The organism is Gemmobacter aquatilis (assembly GCF_900110025.1).
In the GTDB taxonomy this organism is placed as follows: domain Bacteria; phylum Pseudomonadota; class Alphaproteobacteria; order Rhodobacterales; family Rhodobacteraceae; genus Gemmobacter; species Gemmobacter aquatilis.
In genome coordinates this window covers 743,527-770,119 of the sequence record NZ_FOCE01000001.1, presented here as the reverse complement: position 1 = coordinate 770,119, position 26,593 = coordinate 743,527, and the positions used below count along the sequence as shown (strand labels likewise).

Annotated in this window: 24 protein-coding genes; 15 read left to right on the top strand and 9 right to left on the bottom strand. The window is 65.3% G+C overall.

Features of this window, described 5'->3' with window-relative positions:
• Positions 1–77: 77 nt before the first annotated feature.
• Positions 78–860 (bottom strand): ABC transporter permease, encoded by a 783-nt coding sequence (locus BMX43_RS03780; protein ID WP_091296930.1) that lies wholly within the window; start codon positions 858–860, stop codon positions 78–80.
• Positions 861–948: 88 nt separating this feature from the next.
• On the opposite strand from BMX43_RS03780, the gene BMX43_RS03775 reads away from it, so the two are divergent.
• Both BMX43_RS03775 and BMX43_RS03770 read left to right on the top strand, forming a co-directional pair.
• Positions 949–3,027, top strand: a complete 2,079-nt coding sequence (locus BMX43_RS03775) for a 4Fe-4S binding protein (protein WP_091296927.1) — start codon at positions 949–951, stop codon at positions 3,025–3,027.
• Positions 3,024–3,881 carry an FAD:protein FMN transferase gene (locus BMX43_RS03770; RefSeq protein ID WP_245749359.1) on the top strand — a complete coding sequence of 286 codons (858 nt, stop codon included), beginning with the start codon at positions 3,024–3,026 and terminating at the stop codon, positions 3,879–3,881. Before BMX43_RS03775 ends, BMX43_RS03770 begins: the two co-directional genes overlap by 4 nt.
• Before the next feature lie 150 nt (positions 3,882–4,031).
• Here BMX43_RS03770 and BMX43_RS03765 read toward each other — a convergent pair whose 3' ends face one another.
• Positions 4,032–4,961 (bottom strand): substrate-binding periplasmic protein, encoded by a 930-nt coding sequence (locus tag BMX43_RS03765; protein WP_091296920.1) that lies wholly within the window; start codon positions 4,959–4,961, stop codon positions 4,032–4,034.
• Between the two features lie 2 nt (positions 4,962–4,963).
• A complete protein-coding gene (gene pedF, locus BMX43_RS03760) occupies positions 4,964–5,644 on the bottom strand; it encodes a cytochrome c-550 PedF (protein ID WP_091296916.1) in 681 nt (226 codons plus the stop codon).
• A 153-nt stretch (positions 5,645–5,797) separates the two neighbouring features.
• Here pedF and BMX43_RS03755 point away from each other — a divergent pair, with 153 nt between their 5' ends.
• From BMX43_RS03755 to BMX43_RS03735, 5 genes are read left to right on the top strand one after another with little or no spacing between them, the layout of a single operon-like run.
• Entirely contained in the window at positions 5,798–6,985 is a 1,188-nt protein-coding gene (locus BMX43_RS03755; RefSeq protein ID WP_091296913.1) for an ABC transporter substrate-binding protein, read from the top strand.
• Positions 6,986–6,987: 2 nt separating this feature from the next.
• The gene (locus BMX43_RS03750; protein ID WP_091296911.1) at positions 6,988–7,950 is read left to right on the top strand and encodes a YVTN family beta-propeller repeat protein; all 963 of its coding nucleotides are present in this window, start codon (positions 6,988–6,990) and stop codon (positions 7,948–7,950) included.
• Positions 7,951–7,969: 19 nt separating this feature from the next.
• Positions 7,970–8,407, top strand: a complete 438-nt coding sequence (locus BMX43_RS03745; RefSeq protein ID WP_091296908.1) for a hypothetical protein — start codon at positions 7,970–7,972, stop codon at positions 8,405–8,407.
• Complete coding sequence (locus tag BMX43_RS03740; RefSeq protein WP_091296905.1) at positions 8,404–9,210, top strand: ABC transporter ATP-binding protein; 807 nt, start codon at positions 8,404–8,406, stop codon at positions 9,208–9,210. Before BMX43_RS03745 ends, BMX43_RS03740 begins: the two co-directional genes overlap by 4 nt.
• Positions 9,207–9,995, top strand: a complete 789-nt coding sequence (locus BMX43_RS03735; protein ID WP_091296901.1) for an ABC transporter permease — start codon at positions 9,207–9,209, stop codon at positions 9,993–9,995. Before BMX43_RS03740 ends, BMX43_RS03735 begins: the two co-directional genes overlap by 4 nt.
• Before the next feature lie 303 nt (positions 9,996–10,298).
• Here BMX43_RS03735 and BMX43_RS03730 read toward each other — a convergent pair whose 3' ends face one another.
• Positions 10,299–12,065, bottom strand: a complete 1,767-nt coding sequence (locus tag BMX43_RS03730) for a PQQ-dependent methanol/ethanol family dehydrogenase (RefSeq protein WP_091296898.1) — start codon at positions 12,063–12,065, stop codon at positions 10,299–10,301.
• A gap of 291 nt (positions 12,066–12,356) precedes the next feature.
• Positions 12,357–12,764 (bottom strand): c-type cytochrome, encoded by a 408-nt coding sequence (locus BMX43_RS03725; RefSeq protein WP_091296894.1) that lies wholly within the window; start codon positions 12,762–12,764, stop codon positions 12,357–12,359.
• Between the two features lie 193 nt (positions 12,765–12,957).
• Between BMX43_RS03725 and BMX43_RS03720 the strand changes: the two genes are divergently transcribed.
• A complete protein-coding gene (locus BMX43_RS03720; protein ID WP_091297191.1) occupies positions 12,958–13,932 on the top strand; it encodes an ABC transporter substrate-binding protein in 975 nt (324 codons plus the stop codon).
• Entirely contained in the window at positions 13,932–14,594 is a 663-nt protein-coding gene (locus BMX43_RS03715) for an ATP-binding cassette domain-containing protein (RefSeq protein ID WP_091296891.1), read from the top strand. Before BMX43_RS03720 ends, BMX43_RS03715 begins: the two co-directional genes overlap by 1 nt.
• On the opposite strand, the gene BMX43_RS03710 is transcribed toward BMX43_RS03715, so the two are convergent.
• Positions 14,534–15,076: a tetratricopeptide repeat protein gene (locus BMX43_RS03710; protein WP_091296887.1), complete on the bottom strand. Its 543-nt coding sequence runs from the start codon at positions 15,074–15,076 to the stop codon at positions 14,534–14,536. The two genes, BMX43_RS03715 and BMX43_RS03710, sit on opposite strands and share 61 nt — an antisense overlap.
• 244 nt (positions 15,077–15,320) lie before the next feature.
• Here BMX43_RS03710 and BMX43_RS03705 point away from each other — a divergent pair, with 244 nt between their 5' ends.
• The 6 genes from BMX43_RS03705 (at position 15,321) to infB (ending at position 24,319) form a co-directional block, all read left to right on the top strand.
• The gene (locus tag BMX43_RS03705; RefSeq protein ID WP_091296884.1) at positions 15,321–18,164 is read left to right on the top strand and encodes a calcium-binding protein; all 2,844 of its coding nucleotides are present in this window, start codon (positions 15,321–15,323) and stop codon (positions 18,162–18,164) included.
• Between the two features lie 72 nt (positions 18,165–18,236).
• Positions 18,237–18,674: a globin domain-containing protein gene (locus tag BMX43_RS03700; protein ID WP_091296881.1), complete on the top strand. Its 438-nt coding sequence runs from the start codon at positions 18,237–18,239 to the stop codon at positions 18,672–18,674.
• A 153-nt stretch (positions 18,675–18,827) separates the two neighbouring features.
• Positions 18,828–19,439, top strand: coding sequence for a ribosome maturation factor RimP (gene rimP / locus BMX43_RS03695; protein ID WP_091296879.1), 612 nt, complete (start codon positions 18,828–18,830; stop codon positions 19,437–19,439).
• A gap of 17 nt (positions 19,440–19,456) precedes the next feature.
• Positions 19,457–21,073: a transcription termination factor NusA gene (gene nusA / locus BMX43_RS03690; RefSeq protein ID WP_091296876.1), complete on the top strand. Its 1,617-nt coding sequence runs from the start codon at positions 19,457–19,459 to the stop codon at positions 21,071–21,073.
• Between the two features lie 19 nt (positions 21,074–21,092).
• A complete protein-coding gene (locus tag BMX43_RS03685) occupies positions 21,093–21,737 on the top strand; it encodes an RNA-binding protein (protein WP_091296873.1) in 645 nt (214 codons plus the stop codon).
• Positions 21,734–24,319, top strand: a complete 2,586-nt coding sequence (gene infB, locus BMX43_RS03680; protein WP_091296869.1) for a translation initiation factor IF-2 — start codon at positions 21,734–21,736, stop codon at positions 24,317–24,319. Before BMX43_RS03685 ends, infB begins: the two co-directional genes overlap by 4 nt.
• Positions 24,320–24,473: 154 nt before the next feature.
• Here the strand turns inward: infB and BMX43_RS19715 are convergent, their stop codons facing one another.
• The 3 genes from BMX43_RS19715 to argJ all read right to left on the bottom strand — a co-directional run bounded on the left by BMX43_RS19715 (position 24,474) and on the right by argJ (position 26,588).
• Entirely contained in the window at positions 24,474–24,614 is a 141-nt protein-coding gene (locus tag BMX43_RS19715; RefSeq protein ID WP_091296866.1) for a hypothetical protein, read from the bottom strand.
• A gap of 113 nt (positions 24,615–24,727) precedes the next feature.
• The gene (mutT, locus tag BMX43_RS03670) at positions 24,728–25,126 is read right to left on the bottom strand and encodes an 8-oxo-dGTP diphosphatase MutT (RefSeq protein WP_091296863.1); all 399 of its coding nucleotides are present in this window, start codon (positions 25,124–25,126) and stop codon (positions 24,728–24,730) included.
• An 82-nt stretch (positions 25,127–25,208) separates the two neighbouring features.
• On the bottom strand, positions 25,209–26,588 hold the full coding sequence (argJ, locus tag BMX43_RS03665; RefSeq protein WP_091296860.1) for a bifunctional glutamate N-acetyltransferase/amino-acid acetyltransferase ArgJ: 1,380 nt from the start codon (positions 26,586–26,588) through the stop codon (positions 25,209–25,211).
• Positions 26,589–26,593: the final 5 nt, after the last annotated feature.

Below are 26,593 nucleotides of genomic sequence, written 5' to 3'. Positions count from 1 at the left end.
GTATCGCCAGACCTCTGACGCGGCCCTCACCGCATAAGGCGATACCCACCCCGGCGGGGCCTCCCCCCCGCCGGGGATCAGGTATTGGGCCCGGTCTGGTTGCGCCATGCGGTAGCGCGGCGTTCAAAGGGCTGGATCAGCGCATAGTCGATCACCAGCATCACCGCGACGAAGCTGAGCGCATAGGCCAGCACGCCGGGAATATCGAACAACTGGAATTTCAGGTGGATCTGAAAGCCCACGCCGGAAGAGCGGCCCAGAAATTCGACCACCAGCACGATCTTCCAGATGATCGCAAGGCCGGTGCGGGCGGCGGCGGCGATGAAGGGCGCCAGTTGCGGCAGCAGGATATGGCGCAGCCGGGCCATGCGGGAAAAGCGGTAGACCTGCGCCATGTCGGCCAGCGCGGGCGACAGGGTGCGCGCGCCTTCGCGCAGGGTGACCAGCACCATGGCGGTCTTGTTGATGGTGACGGCGGCGATGGCGGCGGTCTCGTTCAACCCGATCCACAGATAGCACAGCACGATCACCACCAGCGCGGGCAGGTTGAGGAAGATGGTGACCCAGGGGCCAAGCCAGCGGTCCAGCCGGGGGATCCGGCCCAGCATCACGCCCAGCCCGCTGCCCAGCAGCATCGACAGGCCGAAGGCCAGTGCCACGCGGCCCAGCGTGGCGCCCATGTGGTGCCAGAGCCGACCCGACGCCGCTTCGGCCCAGAGGGTGGCCAGAACCTCGGGCGGGGCGGGCAGCACGCGGGGATCGGCCTTCAGCGCCGACAGCCCCCACCAGAAGGCGACGAACCCCGCCAGCGACAGGGCGAGGATCAGGCGGTCGGGCAGGGTGGGGGCGGTGCGGGTCATAGGCGGAAGATAAGACGTTGTGCGGGCGAGGGCGTTGCGACCTTCGTCCAATTCCCGGCGCGGGGCGGGCGGGCATAGGCTTTGCGCCATGCGTATTCTTTTGGCACTTCTGTTCTTGTTTGTGCAGGGCCTTGCCGCCTTGGCCGCGCCTTTGACCCGCGACGAGATCGCGGCCTTCATCGTGCCGCCCTATGCCTTGGGCGAGCCGGTGAATGATCTGGGCGTGTGGACGCTGCTCAATTCCGGCGGGGCCGAGGCGGGCTATGTGTTCGAGACCAAGGACATGGCGCCGCTGCCCGGCTTTTCGGGCGGGCCGATCAACATGCTGGTGCTGCTGGATCTGGAAGGCAAGTTCATCGATGTGCGGTTGATTTCGCATAACGAGCCGATCTTCGTTTCCGGCCTTGGCGAGGCGCCGTTCCGGAAGTTTCTGGAGCAATACCGGGGCCATTCGATCAATACGCCGCTGGTGGTGGGGGTGCCTTATGGCGAGGGCGGCGCGGGGTCGGGGCTGGTCTATCTGGATGGGGTAACGAAGGCCACGGCTTCGGTCCGTATCGCGCATGAGTCGATTTTGGCGGCGACGCTGCAGGTGGCGCGGGAAAAGATGCAGGGGGTGCAATCCGCCCCGCCTGCGCATCCCGACCCGGACCATGACGAGGCGCTGGATTGGCAGGCGCTGGTGGATCAGGGCATCGCGCGCAACCTGAAAGTGACCAATGCCGAACTGGATGCGGCGTTCAAGGGCACGGTCTGGGCGCAGGACGATGCCGAGGCGCAGGCTGATCCGGGTGGGCTGTATCTGGATCTGTGGCTGGTGGATATTGGCGCGCCCAGCATCGCGCGGGCGGTGCTGGATGACGAGGCGCTGCGCGATCTGGATCGGTTTCTGAAAGTGTCGCCCGATGACGAGCCGTTGCTGGTGATCGACGCCGGGCGGCATGGGTTGGTGAGCGCGGATTTCGTGCGCAACACCGCCCCCGATCTGCTGGGCGCAGTGCAGGATGGCTTGCCGGTGGCGCTGCGCGATGCCGACATGATCTTCAACACCCGGCCCGGTGTGCCCGAGGGCACGGCGATGATCTTGCGCACGGATCGGCGGCTGGGCTTTGATCCGGCGCGCGAGTGGACCTTGCAGGTGCAGGCGGTGCGCCAGCATGGCATGTTTCAGCCCGAGGTCGGGTCGGTGACGTTCGAATTGACCCATGTGACGCCGGAGCGGTTTTATGCCCGGGCCGAGGTGGCCAAGGCGCTGGCGCCCTGGGCCGAGGCGATGCGCAACCGGGCGGGCGATCTGATCGCGCTGGCGGTGGCCTTGCCGCTGCTGCTGCTGGCGCTGGGGCCGGGGATGAACCGGCTGGCGGCGCTGCGGGTCTATACGCCGGTCCGGCTGGGGATTCTGGCGGTGATGACCGGGTTTGTGGGCTGGTGGGGGCAGGGACAGCTTTCCATCGTCACCCCGCTGGCCACGCTGCGCACGGCGCTGGAGGGCGGCAGTTTCGCCTATCTGCTGTATGACCCGTTTTCGCTGCTGATCTGGGCGGTGGCGGGGCTGGGCTTCGTGCTGTGGGGGCGCGGGCTGTTTTGCGGCTGGCTGTGCCCGTTCGGCGCGTTGCAGGAATTTGCGCATCATCTGGGGCGGCTGTTGCGCCTGCCGGAATGGGAGCTTTCGACGATCTGGGATGCGCGGCTGAAATGGCTGAAATACGGGTTGCTGGCGGCGATGGTGGCGACGGTGCTGCTGCGCCCCGACAGGGTGGATACCGTGGCCGAGGTGGAGCCGTTCAAGACCGCGATCACCACGTTCTTCCTGCGCGACTGGCCGTTCGTGGCCTATGCCGCGGCGTGGCTGGTGCTGGGGATGTTCACCTTCAAGGGGTTCTGTCGCTATGTCTGCCCGCTGGGCGCGCTGATGGCGATCGGGGGTCTGCTGCGCGGGCGCGACTGGATCGCGCGGCGGGCGGAATGTGGATCGCCCTGCCAGTTGTGCAAGGTGCGCTGCAAATACGGGGCGATCAAAGCCTCGGGGACGATCAGCTATTCCGAGTGTTTTCAGTGTCTTGATTGCGTGACGATTCACAATGACGCGCGGCAATGCGTGCCTTTGGTGCTGGCGGCGAAGGGGCGGGCGATGAAGGTGACGAGTCAGGCGGGGGCGGCGCGATGAGGCGGCGGCGGTTCTTGCAGATCGCGGCGGCCTGCTGTGTGGCCGGGCCTGCGCAGGCGGCGGGCTGGCAGGGCGTGGCGCTGGGGGCGGATGTCGCGGTGCAGCTTGACGGGCCGGGGGCCGAGGCGGCGCTGGCAGAGGTGCCGGGGCTGCTGGCGCGGATCGAGGCGGTGTTCAGTCTCTATCGCGACTCGGAGCTTTCGCGGATCAATGCGGCGGGGGGCGGGGTGCCCTCGCGCTGGATGGCCGAGGTTCTGGCGCTGGCGGACCGGCTGCATGGGCTGACCGGCGGGGTGTTCGACCCGACGGTGCAGCCGCTGTGGCGGGCCTTGGCGGAAGGCGGGGACGGGACGGCGGCGCGGGCGGTGATCGGCTGGGACCGGGTGGTTTTGGCGCCCGATCTGCGGTTGGCACCGGGGCAGGCGCTGACGCTGAACGGGGTGGTGCAGGGCTGGGCCAGCGATCTGGTGCGCGACTGGCTGGCGGCGCGGGGCTTTACGCGGGCGCTGGTGAATATCGGCGAATATGCCGCTTTGGGCGGGCCGTTCCGGCTGGGCATCGCCGATCCGGTGGCGGGGATATTGGCGGAGCGGCATCTGAGCGGCGGGGCGCTGGCGACGAGTTCGCCCGGCGCGATGCTGGTGGGCGGGCAGGGGCATATCCTGCACCCCAAGGGATATGGGCCGCGCTGGTCCACCGTGGCGGTGGAGGCGGACAGTGCTGCGCTGGCCGACGGGCTGTCTACCGCGCTGGTCTTTGCCGACCGGGCCGGGGTGGCGGCAGTGAGAGCGCAGGTGCCCGAGGTGCGGGCGGTGGTGCTGGTGGATTTCAACGGGGATTTGCAGGTGGTTTGAGCGGGGCGGTGCGCTGCCCCCTCCCCAACCCTCCCCCTGTCAGGGGGAGGGGGTGCGGTGTGTTTGGGGTGGCGGAGGTGGCGCGTTGTCCCCCTCACCCTGCCCTCTCCCCCGGGGGGAGAGGGGGGCGTTGCGCGGGGGTGGTTGGGGTCAGCGCTGCGGGGGCGTGAAGGTCAGGCCGTAATCGGCATAGGCTTTTTCCAGCCGGCCATCGGCCAAGGCGGCCACGATGGCATCATCCAGCGCATAGGCGAGGTCGCGGTGGCTGTGATGCACGGCGATGCCGAGCGTCCAGCTGCCAAGCGCGAAACCGGCGAGGGGCGGCTGGTGGATGGTGACCCCCTCGCCCGCGCCGAATTGCAGCTGTGCGCGCGGGCCCATTGCGGCCATCACCTCGCCCGTGTTCAGCGCCGCCATGGCCTTGGCCATATCGGGAAAGCGGTGGATGTTCGGCCCGATCTGGCCGCCGGGAAAGGCGGTCAGGTAGAAATCGGAGATCGAGTCGTTTTCCACCGCCACGGTATCGAAGCGGAAATAGGCGGGCACCGGCGCGCCTTCGTGGCGCAGCGCGTCAGATTGCACGGCATCGGGATAGGCGTCGCGGCGATAGGCGATGGCGACGATTTCCTGTGCATATTGCCCGGTGAACACCACCTGTTCGACCAGACAGGTGAATTCGCTGTTATAGGGCACATGCAGCATGACGTTGGAGACGGGTTCCTTCAGAACGCCGCCGCGCCAGACATAGGTCATCAGATCGGTCTGCATCGTTTCGCCCGCCTGCACGAAACGGTAGACGGGCTTCACGCCGAGGCTGTCGGCGAGGATGCGCCCGACCTCGATATCCACGCCTTTCGGTGTGCCGTCCTCCTCCCAGCTGTAGGGGGGGAAGTTTTCGTAGACCGCGATGTTGAGCGTGCCGCGCGCCACGATGTCATCCAGCGTTTCGCCGATGAATTCGCGCGCGGTGTTTTGCGGGCGGGGGCCGGGGGTCACGTTTTCGCAGCGGGCAAAAACGGGAAGGGCGGCGAGGGCAAAAGCCCCCGCCGCCAGCCCCGTGAAAAGGGCGCGGTGCCGCATGATCAATGCGCGGCCGACAGCCCGACGGTCAGCGCGTCGGCTGCGTGTTTGGCGCCTTCGGGCGAGCCGTCCAGGAACAGGGCTGCCTGCCGCGCCGCACTGTCGGCCAGTGGCGCGCCGGAGGCGGTTTTCACCTCGGCGGCGACGGCCATCAGCTCTTCCTTCAGCTTGGCCGCATCGCCGGTGCCGGCATGGATTGCATCGCGGATCTCGGTCAGGCGGGCGGAATGGGCATCGAGCGCGCCATCCTCGGGGCGGGTTTCGATATAGGTGCGGATCGCCCAGGCGGCTTTCTGGCCCAGAACCTCGCCGAAGGCGGGCATCTTGGTCACGCCGTCCTGCTGGTAGCCGTGCTGGAAGCGTTCGACGAACCATTCATCGCCATATTCCGATGCTTCCAGAAAGCGCAGGTCGGGGGCCAGCCCGCCCGACACCACGCCCAGGCCGTGGCAGCGGGCGCAGTTCTGGTTATAGGCGCTGTCGCCGATCGACACGGCAGTGGCCCAGACCTCGTCCCCGGCCTTTTCGGCGCGATAGGGGTTTTCGATCAGCCATTCCTCGCCCACGTCGGGCAGGGCATCGGTATTCACCGGCTGCGGGTTCACGTCGCCATGGCCGAAGGCAACCGAGGTGAGGCCCGCGAGGGCCAGAGCGGCTGCAAGTCCGCGCGCAAAATAGGTCATTGGCTCTTCCTCCCTGGAGCGTTTGGTTGAGGTAACCGAACCATGCCGCAGTGCGGTATTGGACTTTCGTGCAGAACGGGCGGGGGCTGCGACCAATGTCTTATACCCTTTGTCGCCCCCCGCGCCGAACATGGCGACAGGGAGACGAGGAACATGGATTTCACGGTTTTGCAGCGGGCCGCGCTTGCGGTCACGTTCGGGGTTTGCGCCGGTGCGGCTGCCGCGCAGGCGACAAAGCTGGAGGTGCCGGTGCTGTATCTGCGGCAGGAGGTGGTGTTGCCGCCGGTGCTGTCCAACCTCGATCCGGTGCCCGAGGATCTGGGGATTGCGGGCGCCGAGGTGGCCTTGGCCGATGTGAAGACCACGGGGCAGTTTCTGGGCCATGATTATGCGCTGACGCTGGTTTCGGTGCCGCCGGGCGGTGATCTGGCGGCGGCGGCGCGGGCGGCCTTGCCCGGCGCGGGTGTCGTGCTGATGGAGGGGGCGCCCGCCGATCTGTTGACCGTGGCCGATCTGGCCGAGGCGCAGGGCAAGCTGTTGTTCAACGTCGCCTCCGGCGCGGCGGCGCTGCGGTCGCAGGACTGCCGGGCGAATCTGCTGCACACGATGCCCGAGGATGCGGCGCGCACCGATGCGCTGATGCAGGTGCTGCAATCCAAGCAGTGGCGCAATCTGGCGCTGATCGTCGGGCCAAAGCCGGAAGATGCCGCCTATGCCGAGGCGCTGCGGGCCTCGGCGCGCAAGTTCGGGCTGACGCTGGTGGGCGAAAAGACCTGGAGCTTCGACACCGATCTGCGCCGCGCCGCGACCAGGGAACTGCCGCCCTTCACCCAGGATCTGCCCGACCATGACGTGCTGCTGGTGGCGGACGAGGCCGATGATTTCGGGCGTTATGTGGAGCATAACACCTGGCTGCCCCGCCCCATCGCCGGGTCGGAGGGGCTGGAGGGGCTGGGCTGGACCCCGGTTCTGGAACAATGGGGCGCGGTGCAGTTGCAGCAGCGGTTCGAGAAGGTCGCGCATCGCAACATGCAAAGCCGCGACTATGCCGCCTGGGCCGCGATGCGCGCCATTGGCGAGGCGGTGACGCGGACGGGCAGCGCCGATCCGGCGACCCTGCGCGCCTATATGCTGTCTGATGCGTTCCAGTTGGATGGCTTCAAGGGCCGCGCGCTGACCTTCCGGCACTGGAACGGCCAGTTGCGCCAGCCCATCGCCGTGGCCAATGCCCGCGCTTTGGTGACGCTGGCCCCGGTGGAGGGGTTTCTGCACCAGCGCAATGAAACCGACAGTCTCGGGATGGACGAACCCGAGAGCCAATGCACCGCTTTCGGAGGATGACGATGACCCGCCTTGCCCTGTTGCTGATGACGATTGCCCTGCCGGTGCAGGCGGGCGAGATCTGGGTGACCAATGAAAAGGACGATACGGTCAGTGTGATCGACGCCGATACGCTGGAGGTGGTGAAGACCTATCCCACCGGCGAACGCCCGCGCGGCATCACCTTCTCCAAGGATTTCAGCCGCGTCTATATCTGCGCCTCGGACAGTGACACCGTGCAGGTGATGGACCCGGCGACCGGCGCGATCCTGCACGAACTGCCCTCGGGCGAAGACCCGGAACAGTTCGTGCTGGCCCCGGATGACCGCCATCTTTACATCGCCAACGAAGATGATGCGGTGACGACGGTGGTGGATACCGAAAGCCGCACGGTGGTGACGCAGATCAATGTGGGGATCGAGCCGGAAGGCATGGCAGTCAGCCCCGATGGCAAGGTGGCGATCACCACATCGGAAACCACCAATATGGCGCATTGGATCGACACGGGCACCCATCAGCTTTTCGCCAATACGCTGGTGGACAGCCGCCCGCGCCATGCCGAATTCACCGCCGATGGCGCGCAGCTTTGGGTCAGTGCCGAAATCGGCGGCACGATCACCGTGTTCAAGGCGGCGGATCAGACCGAACTGGGCAAGGTGCGGTTTGAAATCACCGGGGTGAACAGCGATCTGATCCAGCCGGTGGGGTTCAAGTTCACGCCCGATGGCAAGAAGGCCTTCGTGGCGCTGGGGCCGGCCAATCATGTGGCAGTGGTGGATACCGCAACGCTGGCGGTGGAGAAATACATTCTGGTCGGCCGCCGCGTCTGGCACATGGCCTTTTCGCCCGACAATGCGCAACTGTTCACCACCAATGGCGTGTCGGGCGATGTGACGGTGATCGACGTGGCGGCGGAAGATGCGGTGAAGTCGATCAAGGTGGGCCGTTTCCCTTGGGGGGCCGCGATGCGCCCGACCAAGGGCTGAGTTTGAAGGGAAGGATGATATGAAAGCGCTGATGATGGCGGCCCTGATGGCCGCAACACTGCCCGCCATGGCCTGTGCCGAAGGCGCCGAGATGGGCTTGGCCGGGCTGCTGTCCGCGGGCAACAAGCAGGATCTGCCGCCCATCACCCTGTCGGCGGGCGCGCCTTTGGCGGCGGCGCCCTGGGTGCTGAAATCCGGCACCTATTACGAATTCGAGATCGAGGCCGATGGCAGCCAGGAGCTGGCGCTGGTCGGGCCGGAATTCTTCCGCGCGATCTGGATCGACGAGATCGTGATCGAAGGGCTGGAAATCCGCCCGCTTGGCCTCGATTCGGTGGAGTTTGACGAGGCGGGCACGATGGAGATCGGCTTCATCGCGGTGAAACCGGGGCGCTTTACCCTGCATGTGCCGGGATCGACCGGCGACAGCCAGAAGCTGGAGATCACCATCGAGTGACGGATCAGGGCCTGAGCATCACCGGGGTCGGCTATCGCTACGGCGCGAAACGGGCGCTGGAGGGCGTCACGCTGGACGTGGCGCCGGGGCGGTTCTGTGCGCTGCTCGGGCCGAACGGGGCGGGGAAATCGACGCTGTTCAACCTGCTGACCGGGCTGTTCAGCACGCGTAAGGGGCGGATCTGCGTGGCGGGGCAGGATATTGCCCGCGCCCCCCGCGCGGCGCTGGCGCGGATCGGCGTGGTGTTCCAGCAACCGACGCTGGACCTTGATCTGACGGTGCGGCGCAACCTGCTCTACTTCGCCGCGCTGCATGGCATTGCCGGGCGCGAAGCCGAGCGGCGCGCTGCCGAGGTGTTGGACCGGCTGGGCATGGCCGAACGCGCGCGCGAACCCGTGCGCAACCTGAATGGCGGCCACCGCCGCCGGATGGAGATTGCCCGCGCCCTAATCCATCGCCCCGCCGTGCTGCTGCTGGATGAACCCACCGTCGGTCTTGATGCCGCCGCGCGCATGGCGATCACCGATCATGTGCATGATCTGGCGGATCAGGGGCTGGCCGTGCTCTGGGCCACCCATCTGACCGACGAGGTGCGCGACAGCGACCAGTTGGCCATCCTGCATCAGGGGCGCATCCTCGCCTGCGGCGAGACCGCCGCGCTGCGCGGGTCGGAGCCGCTGCGCGAGATGTTCCTGCGCCTGACCGCGACTGCGCCTTTCATCTTGGCCGAAATATCCTCGGGGGGCGGTGCCGCAGGCACCGTGGGGGGCAGACAGCCCCCCGGCGACAGAGGCCACCCATGAGCTGGCTCATCGCCTTGCGCGCCATCCTGCACCGCGAGGCACTGCGCTTTGTCGGCCAGCGCGGGCGGCTGGTCGCGGCGCTGGTGCGCCCGCTGGTCTGGCTGTTCGTCTTTGCCGCCGGCTTTCGCGCCGCGCTGGGGCTTTCGATCACCCCGCCCTATCAGACCTATATCACCTACGAGACCTATATCGTCCCTGGCCTGTGCGGCATGATCCTGCTGTTCAATGGGATGCAAAGCGCGCTGTCGCTGGTCTATGACCGGGAAATGGGCTCGATGCGGCTGCTGCTGACGGCGCCCTTGCCGCGCTGGTGGTTGCTGTTCGCCAAGCTGCTGGCGGGAACGCTGGTGTCGATTCTGCAATGCGCGGCGTTTCTGGCGATTGCGGCGCTGTGGGGCATCGTGATGCCGTGGCAGGGCTATCTGGCGGTGATCCCGGCGCTGGCGCTGGGGGGGCTTATGCTGGGGGCGCTGGGGTTGATGCTGTCCTCGGTGATCCGCCAACTGGAGAATTTTGCGGGCGTGATGAACTTCGTGATCTTCCCGATGTTCTTTCTGTCCTCCGCGCTTTACCCGCTGTGGAAAATGGCGGAATCGAGCCCGCTGCTGCGCGATCTGTGCGCGCTGAACCCCTTTACCCACGCGGTGGAGCTGATCCGCTTTGCGCTGTATGGCCAGATGAACCTGCCCGCCTTGGGCTGGGTGGCGCTGGCGCTGGCAGGTTTTGCAGGCGCGGCGCTGTGGGGCTATGACCCGGCGCGCGGAATGCAGGGGCGCAAGGGCTGACGTTCAGAGAGAGGGCGGGTGCGGGTCGCGGCGTGCGGCCCGTTTTGGCTTGTGCAGGCTTTGCCGGGCCTCCCCTCACACCCTGCCCTCCCCCTCACCCTGCCCTCTCCCCCGAGGGGAGAGGGGGGGCAGGTGATCTGCCGGGGTTTGGGGGTGGCCAGCGGCGCATGAGTATTTGGGCCAGGGTGAAGGGGCAACGGGAGGTGCGCGCCGGATCGGGATGGCGCTGCCTTGGGCGCGCCCATGCAAAACGCGCCACCCTTGCGGATGGCGCGCCTTGCAGGCTTTGCTGACCGGAGGGGGTCAGTTCGCCATGGCAAGCTGTTTTGGCAGTTTGAACGTCCAGACGGTGCCGCCCTGATTGAGGTAGTTCACCTTCTTGGCTACTTCGCCGCCCCAGAGCGGAACCGCGCCGCCCCAGCCCGATACGATCGAGACATATTGCTCGCCATCGGCTTCCCAGGTGACCGGCTGGCCGACGATGCCCGAGCCGGTCTGGAACGACCAGAGCTGCTCGCCCGTCGTGTCGTCCAGCGCGATGAAGTCACCTTCGGGCGTGCCGAAGAACACCAGACCGCCCGCCGTGGTCATCACGCCACCCCAGAGCGGGGCTTCGTTCTTGAACTCCCATTTCCATTCGCCGGTGACCGGGTCGATGGCCTTGAGCGAACCGATATGGTCTTCGTAGTTCGGCTTGATGGTGAAGCCGGAGCCGAGATAGGCGGCGCCCTTCTTGTAGGTCACCGGCTCGTTCCAGATGTCCATGCCCCATTCGTTCGACGGCACGTAGAACAGCCCGGTGTTCTGGCTGAACGCCATCGGCATCCAGTTCTTGCCACCCAGGAAGGACGGCGACGAGAACACCATTTCGCCCTTGGCGCCATCGGCGGCCTTGGACGGATCGCCGGGGCGGCCTTCTTCGATGTAGATCGGGCGGCCGTTGTCGTCGATGCCCGAGGCCCAGGTGATGTCTTTCACGAAGGGCCAGGCATCCACGAAGCTGCCATCCTCGCGGTTCAGGACGTAGAAGAAGCCGTTGCGGTCGGCGGTGGCGAATTTCTTCTTGCCGTCCTTGTCGGTGAAGGCGACCACTTCGTTCACACCGTCAAAGTCCCAGCCTTCGCGCGGGGTGGTCTGGAAGTGCCACTTGATTTCGCCGGTCGCCGGGTCGATGCCCAGACGCGAGGCGGCATAGAGGTTGTCGCCCACATTGCCTTCGGTCGGGGTGCCCGCGTTGCGCAGGTGGCTGTTCCACGGTGCCGGGTTGCCCGCGCCGAACACCAGCGTGTTGGTGTCGATGTCATAGCTGCCGCCCAGCCAGGTCGCGCCGCCGCCGGTTTTCCACATGTCGCCCGGCCAGGTCGCGTTCAGCGTCCCGGTCATGGTGGATTCCTTGCCGTTCAGCGTGCCCATGTGGCCTTCGATCACCGGGCGCGTCCAGACCATTTCGCCGGTTTCGGCGTTGCGGGCCTGCACCTCGCCGACGATGCCGAATTCACCGCCCGAGTTGCCGGTGATGACAAGGCCGTTCACGATCAGCGGGGCGGCGGTGTAGCTGTAGCCTTCCTTGTAATCGGCGATCTTCTTGTTCCATTTCACATCGCCGGTTTTCAGATCCAGCGCGACGATGCGGGCATCCAGCGTGCCGAAATAGATGTTGTCGCCATAGATCGCGCCGCCGCGGTTGATCACGTCGCAGCAGGGCAGGATGCCTTCGGGCAGGCGGGCGTCGTATTGCCAGACTTCCTTGCCGGTTTTCAGGTCGATGGCATACATCCGCGAGTAGGAGGCGGTGACATACATCATGCCGTCATGGATCAGCGGCTGGGTTTCCTGCCCGCGCTGCTTTTCACCGCCGAACGAGAAGGCCCAGGCGGGGACGAGGTTTTTCACGTTGTCCTTGTTCAGGGTGGCAAGCGGGCTGAAGCGCTGCAGGTCGCGGCCCATGCCGTTGGTCAGCACGTCGCCCGTGCTGGTGGCGTCATTCGCCAGATCCTCTTCCGTGACACCTGCCATTGCCGGTGATGCGGCAATGAATGCGGCGGTGACGGCCACGATAAAGCGGTTCATCTGTTTCCTCCCTTGGATGACCCCTGAAGACCTCGGCGGCACGCCCCCTCCGGCGGGTAGCTTGGTCCTGCCGTATCATCGGGCCGCTCACGGGTGCGTGAAATTGCACAATGGTCGTAAAGCGGGGGGACCATGGTCGTAGAGAGGGGCCGGTGCCGGGCCATGCGCGGGCAGCGCGCCGGGCGGGCACGGGATCAGCCTGCGGAAAAGGGGGGATACCCGTCTGACGGGCCTTGGCCGTCGGTGCAGGGCGCACCCTCCTGCCCCCTGCGCCGACGGTGGCTGTCTGGCTTACTGGTGCTGGACCGAGCGGAGATAGGCGAGGATGAATTCCTCGACCACCGGGTCGGTGATGCCGACATGGCGCATTTTGGTGCCGGGCACGAAGCCCTGATTGTCGGCCATCCAGGCCTTCAGCGCCGGTTCCGTCCAGACGAAGGACGCGGCTTTCAGCGCGTCGGAATAGGGGTAGCCCTCGATCGAGCCCGCCGGGCGGCCGATCACGCCTTCCAGTTTCGGCCCATAGCTTTCATGGGTGGCATCGGTGGCGTGGCAGCGGCGGCAGGTGGCGTCGAACAGTTTCGCCCCGGCCTCGACCTTGATGGTGTCGAAAGCGGCGAAATCATCCTCGGCCATGGCCGCGCCGCCGGACAGGGCGGTGGCAAGGCAGAGGGTGGTGAACAGGTGTCGGAGGGTCATTCCCGTCTCCAGTCGTTGGGGGTTGCGCGTTCCGGGCGAGGGTTGCGCCGGGGGGACGGGTTGCGCGTTGATGCAGGTCAAGCCGTGCCTCGTGCTTTGGTCGTAGGCGGGGCGGCGGGATAGGGGTCTTTGGTCGAATTTGCGGGGCGCTGTGGCGCGCTATGATGGGGAAAATTCTCTGGGAGGAGAGATCATGTTCCACAAACGCCATATTCTGGGCGCGGCGCTGGCCGTGCTGGTTTCCACCACCGCCAGCCTTGCGGAAGACGCGGTGTTGCGCATCGCCACGCAGGTCAGCGGCACCGTCAACTGGGAGTTGACGACGATTGCCAGCCATGGGCTGGACAAGGCCAACGGCTTTACCATGCAGGTGCAGGATGTCGCGGCAGGGCCTGCCGCACAGGTGGCGTTTCAGGCGGGCGAGGCTGACGTGATCGTGTCGGACTGGCTTTGGGTGGCGCGGCAGCGGGCGGCGGGCGATGATTTCGTGTTCATCCCCTACAGCCGTGCTGTGGGGGCGCTGCATGTGGGCAAGGACAGCACGGCGCAGACGCTGGCCGATCTGAAGGGCGGTCAGATCGGTATCGCGGGCGGGCCTGTGGACAAAAGCTGGCTGATCCTGCGCGCCTATGCGCAGCAGGAATACGGCATGGATCTGGCGGCGGAAACCGAACAGGTGTTTGGCGCGCCGCCGCTGATCTTTGAAACCGCGCTGTCGGGCGATCTGGATGCGGCGGTGAATTTCTGGCATTTCGGCGCCAAGATGGAGGCGGCGGGGATGCGCCCGCTGGTGACCGTGGCGCAGGCGGGCGAGGCGCTGGGGCTGGATGCCAATACGCCGCTGCTGGGCTATGTGGTGCGGGGCGAACTGCTGCGCGACAAGCCGGAGCTGGTGGCGGGTCTGGCGGCGGCCAGCCGGGGGGCGAAGGAAATCCTCGCCACAGATGATGCGGCATGGGAGGCGCTGCGTCCGCAGATGAACGCCAAATCCGATGCGCAGTTTGCGGCACTGAAGGCGGGTTTCCGCGCCGGTATCCCGGCCCCCGGTCCGGTGGACGAGGCGGCGGCGCAGAAGATGCTGGAGATCATGGCGAGCCTTGGCGGCGAAGAGTTGGTCGGCAAGATGACCAGCCTGCCCGAAGGCGTGTTCGTGCAGCCGGGAAGCTGATGGCGCCCGCGCTGTCCCTGCGGCTGGACACGGCAAGCCATGGGGTGATGCCATTGCTTGGCCCCATGGCGCTGGATGTGGCGCCGGGCGAGACGGTGGCGATCACCGGCCCGTCGGGCGTGGGCAAGACCACGCTGCTGCGGATACTGGCAGGGTTGCACCGGCGCTGGAAGGGCACGCTTGTAGTGCCGGGGCGGGTGGCGATGGTGTTTCAGGAACCCGTGCTGATGCCCTGGCGGTCGGCCTTGCGCAACATCGTGCTGGCGGCGAATTGCAGCGAGGCCGAGGCGCAGGCGGCGCTGGAGGCGGTGGAACTGGGTGACAGGGCGCAGGCTTGGCCCGGCACGCTGTCGCTGGGCCAGCAACGGCGGCTAGCGCTGGCGCGGGCCTTTGCGGCGCGGCCCGATGTGCTGCTGATGGACGAACCCTTTGTTTCGCTCGACCCCGCTTTGGCCGAAGAGATGATGGCGCTGTTTGAACGCCTGCGCGCGCAAAGCGGGGTGGCCACGGTGCTGGTGACCCATGCCGCAGCAGAGGCGGAGCGGCTGGCCGACCGGATCCTGCGGATCGGCGGCACACCGGCGACGGTGATCGAGGCGCGTCAGAACAGCGGCGCGTATTTCCAGTTGTCGGCGTCGGGCGTCACCTCCTCCAGATCATAGCCCGAGGCTTGCAGGCGCTGCGCATCCTTGAACCCCAGCGCCGCCGCCTGATCGACCAGCGCGCGCCCGGCGGCTTCGTCCTGCACGGTGCCGCGGCCGCGAATCTGATCGAGCCCGTAATTGAACATGCCCACCGGATCGCCCGCCTCGGCGGCCATCCGGTCATAATTCGCGGCGCCGTCCGGGTCCATCGGGGCACCAAATCCGTTGTCATCCAGATACGACATCCAGGTCATCGCGCCGGTATAGCCATCGGCGACACATTCCTGAAACAGCTGGCGCGCCATATCGTGCTGGCCGGATTTCGTCATCAGATAACCCGAGGCGCAGGTGGTCATCGAGGTATTGCCCTTCAGCGCCTCGTCCAGATTGCGGTTCAGGCTCATCTCGTCGGGGTTCAGCGTGCCCTGCGCCTCGGTTTCGGCCAGCGCGGGCAGGGGCAGCAGGGCGAGGCAGGCCAGCAGGGGGCGTAATTGGATCATGGTCGCATCTCCGCGCAGGATGAGATGATGGTAGCGCGTTCGGCTTGCGGGGCAATTGGACATTGGTGCGCCGGGCGGGGCCTGGGGTCGTAGATCCTGTAACGATCTTTCCAGAAATGCGCGGCGTAGTCAGAAACAGTTCAGAAACATTCGTTACGTCTGCGCGGCGCGGTTCAGCAACATTCGGGGCGCAGAACGGTTTCCAGAGCAACGGGCGCAGCGCCCGGATTTCAGGAGACATGAGATGCCCATCGTTCAGATCGAACTCAGCGAATTCAAACCCACCTTCACCGCGCCCGACGATGCCGACTACTGGATCAAATCGTTCAACGTGGATGCCGTCATCACCACCAAAGGCGGCACCGATGTCATCGAGGGTGGCAGCGGCAGCGAAAACATCAGCACCGGCGCGGGCAATGACAGCATCGATTCGTCCGATGGGAACGACACGATCGACGCGGGCAGCGGCAATGACACGATCAGCGCGGGCGATTTCGGTGTGTTCGACGATACCGGCAATGCCACGATCTATGGCGGTTCGGGCAATGACCAGATCTCTTTCTGGGGCGAAACCGCGCTGATCTATGGCGGCGACAATGACGACTACATCAGGGTGATTGATAATGTCGCCTCGGCCACCGTCTATGGTGACAGCGGCAATGACAAGATCGAGTTTGACACCGACGGCAAGACCTATGGCGGCATCGGCGACGACCATATCACCCTGGGCACCTTTTCTGCGGATGTCGAAAGCTGGGCCTATGGCGGCGAGGGCAATGACCGGCTGGAGGCCAATCCGAGCGGGTTCTGGGGCAATTCGACCTTCCATCTGGAAGGCGGCGCCGGGAACGACACCTATGTGAATGTCGGCCCGCAGGAACATACTGTCACCGTCACCGAGGCGGCAAATGCGGGCAATGATACCGTGGTGGTGCTGCTGGCGCAGGATTACACGCTGGGCGCCAATATCGAGAATTTGCAGGTGTCGTCCTATTTCTTCGGCTCCACCACCGTGGTCGGCGATTACGAGACGCCTTCGGGTGGCAGCCTGCTGATCGGCAACAGCCTGAACAATGCGATGACCGGCTCTTACCGCGAGGACGAGCTGCGCGGCGAGACGGGCAACGACTCGCTTTATGGCGGCAAGGGCAACGACACGGTGAAGGGCGGCACGGGCGACGACCTGCTGTCGGGCGGCGATGGCGCAGACAAGCTGTATGGCGAGGATGGCAATGACACGCTGCACGGGTTCGGGCCGGATTCGGTCTATGGTGGCGCGGGCGACGACACGTTCCTCGTCGATTCCAACTATTCGCTGATCTATGAGTATGCGGATGCGGGCGAAGATACCGTGCAGTCGCTGGCCAGCCATTATTCTCTGGGCATCCATTTCGAGAATCTCGACCTGCTGAACGACAACATCGTGTCCTCGGGCGAGGGCAACCAGTTTGCCAACCGGATCACCGGGTCGAACAATGTGAACACGATCTACGGTTGGTCGGGCAATGACACGCTGGACGGGCGCGGCGGCAATGACAGCCTGCTGGGCGGCGAGGGGTATGACGTGATGCAGGGCGGCGATGGCCATGACACCCTGCGCGGCGAGAACGGCAATGACATCGCCAATGGTGGCACAGGCAATGATCAGGTCTATGGTGGGGCGGGCATCGACTATCTGTCGGGCGGCGACGGCAATGATTTCCTGAACGGCGATGCCGATGGCGATACGGCCGTGGGGGGCGCCGGGGCCGATACGGTGCGCGGTGGCGATGCCAACGACTGGCTGGGCGGCGGCGATGACAATGACGCGCTTTATGGCGATGCGGGCAATGACACGCTGAACGGCGATGCGGGCAACGACATCCTGTCGGGCGGCATTGGCGCCGACAAGATGACCGGCGGCACCGGCGACGACTCCTATTTCGTGGACAACATCGGCGATCAGGTGATCGAGGGGGTCGGGCAGGGCAATGATACCGTCAATGTCTCTCTGAACGTCTATACGCTGGCGGCGAATGTCGAGAACCTGACCTTTACCGGCGTGGGCGGCATCCGGGCGAACGGCAACGCGCTGAACAACACCATTCTGGGCAATTCGGCCAATGACACGCTGTACGGGCTGGATGGCCATGACAGCATCCGCGGCGGTGGCGGCAATGACATCATCGCAGGCGATGCGGGCGATGATACGATCGAGGGCGGCATCGGCGCCGACCTGATGAACGGCTGGTCGGGGGCCAATACGCTGAGCTATGCCGGGTCGGTGGGCGCGGTGACGGTGAATCTGACGACGCTGACAGCGTCGGGCGGGGATGCGCAGGGCGATACGATCTACAACTTTACCCATGTCATCGGCGGCCAGTCGCATGACAGTCTGACGGGCAATGCCAGCGGCAACAGCCTGCGCGGCGGGGCGGGCAATGACGTGCTGTCGGGGCTGGCCGGGGCGGATACGCTGGATGGGGGCGCCGGATCAGATACCGCCAATTACATCGCCTCGGCCAGCGGTGTGACCGTGGTGCTGAACACCGCCAATGTGGCAGGCCCGGATTATGCAGGCTGGATCGGCAACGGTTCGGGTGGGGATGCACAGGGCGATCTGCTGGTGAACATCGAAACCGTGCTGGGGTCGAACTTCAACGACAAGCTGGAAACCAAAGGGGCGGCCGCAACCTTCTATGGCCTGGGCGGGAATGACCTGCTGACCGGCAATGTGAACACCGACTGGTTCGATGGCGGGATTGGCAACGACACGATCACCGCCGGCGCAGGGGCCGACACGGTGTTTGGCGGGCAGGGCAACGATGTCATCTCGGGCGGGTTTGGCAATGATGTGCTTTCGGGTGGCACGGGCGTGGACAGCTTTGTCTTTGTCACATCTGCCGAGACGGGCGGCATGGACCGCATCACCGATTTCGAGGACGGCATCGACAAGCTGCAATTCGCGCTGGCCATGAAAGGCCAGATCACCACCGTCGATACCGCCAGCGGGACCGAACTGCATGTGCCCGCAGGGGGGGGAGAGTTTGTTCTGGTGCTGGATGGCATGACCGGCGCGCAGGTGATGGATCAGTTGATCTTTGTCTGACCCCCGGTCCGGCGCTGCCCTGTGATCCCCTCCGGGGTGGCGCCACTTTTCCTTTGTATATGGAGCAAGCCAATGACCCCCAATCTTATAACTCCCGACCAGATTTCCCTCGTCCGGTCCCATGTGGCGCTGTTGAAAGGCCAGGAGCACGCCTTTGCCGCCGCCTTTTATGACCGGCTGTTCGCCATCGCGCCGCAGGTGCGCCCGATGTTCCCGGCCGATCTGGCGGATCAGGGCCGCAAGCTGATGACGGTGCTGGCCTTCGCCGCTGCTACGCTGGACCGGCCCGAGGCATTGGCCCCCGCCGCCCGCAGCCTGGGCGCCCGGCATGTCGCCTATGGGGTGACCGCCGACCATTTCGCCCCGGTGGCCGAGGCGCTGCTGATCTCGCTGGCGGGCTGGCTGCGTGCCGGGTTCACCGATGCGGCACTGGAGGCGTGGCAGGCGGCCATCACCGCTTTGGCCGGGCTGATGGCCGAAGGCATGGCCTCGGTGAAAGCTGCCGCCTGAGGCCTTGTTCATAAGGCTTGCAGACTCGGTGCCTTTCGCCTATATGGCTTGCAACAGCGGCGCTGCGGGTCCAAACCGACAGCCCACCGAGCGAATGCGAACGGGCCGCCAGTGCCCGTTTTTTTGTTTTGGCCGGATGGCCTCAGGAATACCATGTCCGATCTGATCGCGAAAACCGCCATTGACCGCCGCATCGCGGATATCATCAACCCCGTCATCGAAGGGCTGGGGTTTGAACTGGTGCGCATCCGCCTGATGGGCGGGCGCACCCGCACCCTGCAGATCATGGCAGACCGCCCGGATGGCGGGATCGAGGTGGACGAATGTGCCGCGATCTCCACCGCCGTGTCCGCCGTGCTGGATGTGGAAGACCCGATTGAAGAGAACTATATCCTCGAAGTCTCGTCGCCCGGCATCGACCGGCCGCTGACCCGGCTGAAGGATTTCGACATGTGGGTCGATTACGAGGCCCGGCTGGAAACCACCGAGCTGATCGACGGGCGCCGCCGGTTCAAGGGCGTGCTGCAGGGCACCGAAGGCGACGAAGTGCTGATCGAGATCGAGGAAGGCGGCGAGCCGCTGACCATCGGGTTGAAGTTCGAGTGGCTGTCGGATGCGAAACTGCTGCTGACGGACGAGTTGATCGCCGAGATGCTGCGCCAGCGCAAGGCGGCGGGTGTTGTGGACGAATCGCAGTTCGACGAGATCGAAGAAACCGAAGGGGACGAGGACGAAGAGTCTGACACCCCTGCGACGAAACACTGAAGGCCAAGAGGAACGTCATGGCGATTACTTCTGCGAACCAGCTGGAACTGCTGCAAACCGCCGAGGCGGTGGCGCGGGAAAAGATGATCGACCCCGATCTGGTCATTCAGGCCATGGAAGAGAGCCTCGCCCGGGCCGCGAAATCGCGCTACGGCTCGGATCTCGACATCCGGGTGAAGATCGACCGCAAGACCGGCCGCGCCACCTTTGCCCGCATCCGCACCGTTGTCGGCGATGACGAGGTGGAAAACCACCATGCGCAGCTGACCGTCAAGCAGGCGAAAACCTATCTGAAAGACCCGCAGATCGGCGACGAGGTGATCGACGAGGTTCCCCCGGTCGATCTGGGCCGCATCGCCGCGCAAAGCGCCAAGCAGGTGATCCTGCAAAAGGTGCGCGAGGCCGAGCGCGACCGCCAGTTCGAGGAATTCAAGGACCGCAAGGGCACGATCATCAACGGCGTGGTCAAGCGCGAAGAATACGGCAATCTCATCGTGGATATCGGTCGGGGCGAAGGCATCCTGCGCCGGAACGAGAAGATCGGCCGTGAAAGCTATCGCCCGAACGACCGGATCCGCTGCTACATCAAGGATGTGCGCCGCGAGGCGCGCGGGCCGCAGGTCTTCCTGTCGCGCACCGATCCGCAGTTCATGGCCGAACTGTTCAAGATGGAAGTGCCGGAAATCTATGACAACATCATCGAGATCAAGGCCGTGGCCCGTGATCCGGGGTCGCGCGCCAAGATCGCCGTGATTTCCTATGACAACTCGATTGATCCCGTGGGCGCCTGCGTCGGGATGCGCGGCAGCCGCGTGCAGGCCGTGGTGAACGAACTGCAGGGCGAGAAGATCGACATCATTCCGTGGAATCAGGATCAGGCGACCTTCCTTGTGAACGCGCTGCAGCCCGCCGAGGTGAGCAAGGTCGTGTTCGACGAAGAGGCGAACAAGATCGAAGTCGTGGTGCCGGATGAACAACTGTCTCTGGCCATTGGCCGCCGCGGGCAGAACGTGCGTCTGGCCTCGCAACTGACGGGCCTTGATATCGACATCATGACGGAAGCCGAAGAATCGGCCCGCCGTCAGGCCGAATTCGCCGAGCGCACCAAGCTGTTCATCGACACGCTGGACATCGACGAGATGATGGCGCAGCTGCTGGTGGCCGAAGGCTTCACCAACCTCGAAGAGGTCGCTTACGTCGATCTGGAGGAGCTGCTGTCGATCGACGGCTTCGATGAAGGCACGGCAGGCGAGCTGCAGGCCCGCGCCCGCGACTATATCGAGGAACAGAACCGCAAGGCGATTGAAACCGCCCGTGCGCTGGGGGTCGATGACAGCCTGTTCAACTTCGAGGGGCTGACGCCGCAGATGATCGAAGCGCTGGCGCGCGACGGCATCAAGACGCTTGAAGACTTTGCGACCTGCGCCGACTGGGAGCTGGCCGGTGGCTGGACCACCGAGAACGGCCAGCGCAAGAAGGACGAGGGCGTGCTTGAAAAGTTTGACGTGTCGCTGGAAGAGGCGCAAAATTTGGTGATGACCGCCCGCGTCATGCTGGGTTGGGTCGATCCGACGGAGCTGCAATCCGGCGACGTTGAAGCCGAAGGCGACGACGAAGAGGAGGCCGAGGCCTGAGGGCCTCGGAGCGTCGGGGATGACCCGCGGGGGCCGGACTGACCAGCAGGATGAACCGGAGCGGAAATGCATCGTCTCCGGGGAAAGCCAGCCGAAAGGCGGGCTGATCCGCTTCGTGATGGGGCCGGATGGTGTGGTGGTGCCGGATCTTCTGGGCCGCCTGCCGGGCCGGGGGTTCTATGTTGCGGCGGATCGCGCGGCGATTGACAAGGCGGCGGCGAAGGGCATGTTTTCCCGCGCCGCGCGCCAGTCGGCCAAGGCGCCGGACGGGCTGGCGGATCTGATCGAAGGTCTGCTGGCGCGCCGCGTGGTGGAACTGCTGAGCCTTGCCCGCAAGGCGGGGCTGGCGGTGACCGGCTACGAGAAGGTGAAGGACTGGCTGGTCAAAGGCAGCGCACGCGTGCTGCTTCAGGCCAGCGACGGGTCGGAGCGAGGCAAGGCCAAGCTGCGCCCGCCAGAGAAAACGGGCCTGTTTATCGACTGTCTGACTGCCCAGGAATTGGGTTTGGCTTTCGGTCGTGAACATGCAATACACGGCGCGCTTGCGGCTGGTGGACTCAGCGACCGTGTTGTAGAGGAAGCGGCAAGGCTTGCCGGGCTCCGGGGTGGAGCGGGCAGGCAGGACGGCGGCGAGACCGCCGGAAGGGATACGAAGACGGCATGAGCGATACAGACGGTAAAAAACCCCTTGGCCTTGGTGGTGGGAACGCGCCGCGTTCCGGTCAGGTGAAGCAAAGCTTCTCCCATGGCCGCACCAAGAGCGTCGTGGTGGAGACCAAACGCAAACGCGTTGTGGTGCCGAAGCCCGGCGCAGCCGGTGGCGCCGCCAGCGGCTCGGCGCCGCATCTGGGCGATCCGTCCAAACGTCCGGCCGGGATTTCCGACGCCGAGATGGAGCGGCGTCTGGCCGCCCTGCGCGCCGCCAAGGCGCGTGAAGCGGATGACAACGCCCGCCGCGCGGAAGAAGAACGCCAGCGCGAGGAAGATCGCCAGCGCCGCCGCGACGAGATCGAGGCGAAAGAACGCGAAGCCCGCGAACAGGAAGCGGCGAAGAAGGCCAAGGCCGAAGAAGAAGAACGCCAGGCCCGCGCCGAGGCAGAGGCGAAGATCGCTGCTGCAGCTGCCCGCAAGGCTGACGTTCTGGGCACGCGCCCGAAATCGGCTGTGAAAGAACAGCCTGCTGCCCCGGCGGCTAAGGAAGCTGCGGCGCCCGCCGCATCGCCTGCCCCGACCGAAGACAATCGTGGCCCGGCCTCGGCCAAGCCCGGGCTCAGCCCGCGCAAGACCGATCGCGAGCGCGAAGAGCGTGAGCGTGAACGTGCCTCCAAAGGCAAGGGCGACGATGGTCGCCGCGCCGGCAAGCTGACCCTGACCTCCGCGCTGGATGGCGAGGGCGGTCGTACCCGCTCGCTCGCCGCGATGAAGCGCAAGCAGGAAAAGGCGCGTCAGAAAGCCATGGGCTTTGGCGCCAAGCCGGAGAAGCAGGTGCGCGACGTGCAGCTGCCGGAAACCATCGTGGTGTCGGAACTGGCGAACCGCATGGCCGAACGGGCTGCGGATGTGGTCAAGGCGCTCATGAAAATGGGCATGATGGTCAACATGAACCAGGCCATCGACGCCGATACCGCCGAACTGGTGATCGAGGAATTCGGCCACAAGGCGGTGCGCGTGTCGGATGCCGACGTGGAACAGGTGATCGACACGGTTCAGGACAAGGCCGAAGATCTTCAGCCGCGCCCGCCGATCGTCACGATCATGGGTCACGTTGACCACGGCAAGACCTCGCTTCTGGATGCGATCCGCAAGGCAAATGTGGTGTCCGGCGAAGCCGGGGGCATCACCCAGCATATCGGCGCCTATCAGGTGAAAACCCCGAATGGCGCGCTGGTCAGCTTCCTCGATACGCCCGGCCACGCTGCCTTCACCTCGATGCGGGCCCGTGGCGCGCAGGTGACGGATATCGTGGTGCTGGTGGTTGCCGCCGACGATGCGGTGATGCCGCAGACGATCGAGGCGATTGCCCATGCCAAGGCCGCCAAGGTGCCGATGATCATCGCCATCAACAAATGCGACAAGCCGGGTGCCAATCCGCAGAAGGTCCGCACGGATCTGCTGCAGCACGAGGTGGTCGTGGAAGAGATGTCGGGCGACGTGCAGGATGTCGAGGTTTCGGCCAAGACCGGCAAGGGGCTGGACAATCTGCTGGAAGCCATCGCGCTGCAGGCGGAAATTCTGGAACTGCGTGCCAACCCGAAACGTGCTGCGGCCGGGGCGGTGATCGAAGCCAAGCTCGACGTGGGCCGTGGCCCGGTGGCGACGGTTCTGGTGCAGAACGGCACGCTGAAGAAGGGCGACATCTTTGTTGTGGGCGAGCAGTGGGGCAAGGTCCGCGCGCTGATCAACGACAAGGGCGAAGTGGTGACCGAGGCTGGTCCGTCGGTTCCGGTGGAAGTGCTGGGCCTGAACGGCACGCCGCAGGCCGGGGACGTGCTGAACGTGGTGGAAACCGAAGCGCAGGCGCGCGAGATTGCCACCTATCGTGAAAGCGCTGCCCGCGACAAACGCGCCGCTGCCGGTGCCGCGACGACGATGGAACAGCTGATGGCCAAGGCCAAGGCGGACAAATCGGTCGCCGAACTGCCGGTGCTGATCAAGACCGACGTGCAAGGCTCTGCCGAAGCGATCGTGCAGGCGCTGGAGAAGATCGGCAATGACGAGGTGCGCGTGCGCATCCTGCATTCCGGTGTCGGCGCGATCACGGATACCGACGTGGGTCTGGCCGAGGCGTCCAACGCCCCGATCATCGGCTTCAACGTGCGGGCCAATGCCTCGGCGCGCAACAGCGCCCACCAGAAGGGGGTCGAGATCCGCTATTACTCGATCATCTATGACCTGGTGGATGATATCAAGGCGGCGGCCTCGGGCCTGCTGAAGAACGAAGTGCGCGAGCATTTCATCGGCTATGCGCAGATCAAGGAAGTGTTCAAGATCACCGGCGTCGGCAATGTGGCGGGTTGTATCGTCACCGAAGGCGTGGCGCGGCGTTCGGCAGGCGTGCGCCTGCTGCGCGACAGCGTGGTGATCCACGAGGGCACGCTGAAGACGCTGAAGCGCTTCAAGGACGAGATGAAGGAAGTCATCTCGGGTCAGGAATGCGGCATGGCGTTCGAACGCTACGAAGATATTCGCCCCGGCGATGTCATCGAGATTTTCGAGCGCGAAGAAGTGGTGCGCAAGCTGGCCTGATCGGCGGGCCTGTGCGCCTGCCAGCGCGATTGTCCGGGAAACTGGGCGATTGCGGGGCGGCGCCGGGCTGGCTGAAGCTGCCGCACAGAAATCAAAAGGCCGGGCGTGAGCCCGGCCTTATGTCCTTCCGGCGCATGATCAGAACATCACAAGATCAGGCTGCGCGAGACGGCGTGACGGGATAGCCGACAAAGGTCTTGTCATCCACCCGAACCATCAACTTGCCGTCTGCAGTCTTGCCGACGACAATACCCTGCACCGAAACGCAGGTCCCCAAAGAAATCGTGCGCAGCATCTTCCTGTTCCCCCCAATGCAGCCTCAGGAGATCAGGATAGCGGGAGAAAGCTTAATTTTGAAATAACAAATTAGTCGCAAAACTGTTCCAAAGGTATGTATTCCCGCACAAATTATAGCCAGTCCCGCAAGATTGGGATCAGGGGAACATCTGCGGGTGGCATTGGATAGTCTTTAAGGCTACCTGCACGCGCCCAAGTGATTCGCTGCCCCTCGCTGCCCATCGGTGTACCCTGCCAGCGGCGGCAGGCGAACAGCGGCATGAGCAGGTGGAAATCCTCGTAGCTGTGGCTGGCGAAGGTCAGCGGTGCGAGGCAGCTTTGCCAGGTGTCGATGCCCAGCTCTTCTTTCAACTCGCGGATCAGCGCGGCCTCCGGCGTTTCGCCGGCTTCGACTTTGCCGCCCGGAAATTCCCAGAGCCCGGCGAGGGATTTGCCTTCGGGACGCTGGGCCAGCAGCACGCGCCCGTCGGGGTCGATCAGGGCGACGGCGGCGACGAGGACGATCTTCATGGGTGGCTCCGGCACTGGCGAAGAGCGCCGGGGGCTTCGCGCCCCCGGACCCCCGCGGGGTATTTTTACAAAGAAGAAGGGATCAGGAGCGGTAATCCGCGTTGATCTCGATATAGCGGTTGGTCAGGTCACAGGTCCAGACGGTGCGGGAGGCGCGGCCCAGCCCCAGATCGACGGCGATGACCAGTTCCTGACCTTTCATGTAGGCGGCGGCGGCCTCTTCCGAATATTTCGGGCTGCGCCAGCCCTTTTCGGCGACGAGGATATTACCGAAGCTGATGCGCAGCTTGTCGCGTTCGGCCAGCGCGCCGGATTTGCCGACGGCCATGACGACGCGGCCCCAGTTGGGGTCTTCGCCCGCGACGGCGGTTTTCACCAGCGGCGAATCGGCGATGGCCTTGGCGACCTTGGCGGCGTCTTCCGCAGTGGCGGCGCCGGTTACCCGGACCTCGACGAATTTGCTGGCGCCTTCGCCGTCTTTCACCACCTGATGCGCGAGATCGAGCATGATGGTTTTCAGCGCGGCCTCAAATGCCTTGGCGGTGGCGCCCTTCACCTCGGCGGCCGGGCTTTGGCCGGTGGCGCAGAGCAGCAGCGTGTCGGAGGTGGAGGTATCGCTGTCCACCGTGATGGCGTTGAACGTGTCATCGACATTGCGCGACAGCAGCTTTTGCAGGTTCGCCGGGCTGATCTTCGCATCGGTGAAGATATAGACCAGCATCGTCGCCATATCCGGCGCGATCATACCCGAGCCTTTGGCGATGCCGGCGATATGGATCGGGCCGCCTTCGCCTTCGATCACCGCGCAGGCGCCCTTGGGGAAGGTGTCTGTGGTCATGATGGCTTCGGCGGCCATCTGGATGCCTTCTTCCGTCAGGTCGGCAGCCAGTTGGCCGATCACGGCGGTGATCTTTTCATAGGGCAGCGGTTCGCCGATCACGCCGGTGGAGGAGGAGAAGACCCGGCTGGCGGGCAGACCCAGCGCCTCGGCCACGCCGCCGGTGACGGCGGCGACAGCGGCATCGCCCACCGCGCCGGTGAAGGCATTGGAGTTGCCGGAGTTGACGATGATCGCGGCGCCAGCCCCGGCGGGCACTTTCATCGCCAGTTTCGTCTGGCAGTCGCGCACGCAGCCCGAGCGGGTGGACGACCGGGTGAAGACCCCGGCGACCGAGGTGCCGGGGGCCAGATGCACCAGCATCACATCCTTGCGGTTCTGATACTTGATGCCCGCGCCGATGGCGGCGAAAGTCGCGCCCTTGATCACCGGCAGGGTAGGGAAGCTGGCCGGGGCCAGCGGCGAGACCGGCTTGGCGGCCTTGGTCACGGCGGCCACAGCGCTTGCTGCGGCCCCGGTCACTTCGGCGCGCACGTCCTCAAGCTGGGCGGTCAATTTCTCGACCTTCTTGCTGAGCTTTTTCTTCAGCGCCTTTGCTTCGGCTTTCCAGTCGGTCTTGGCCATGGTTT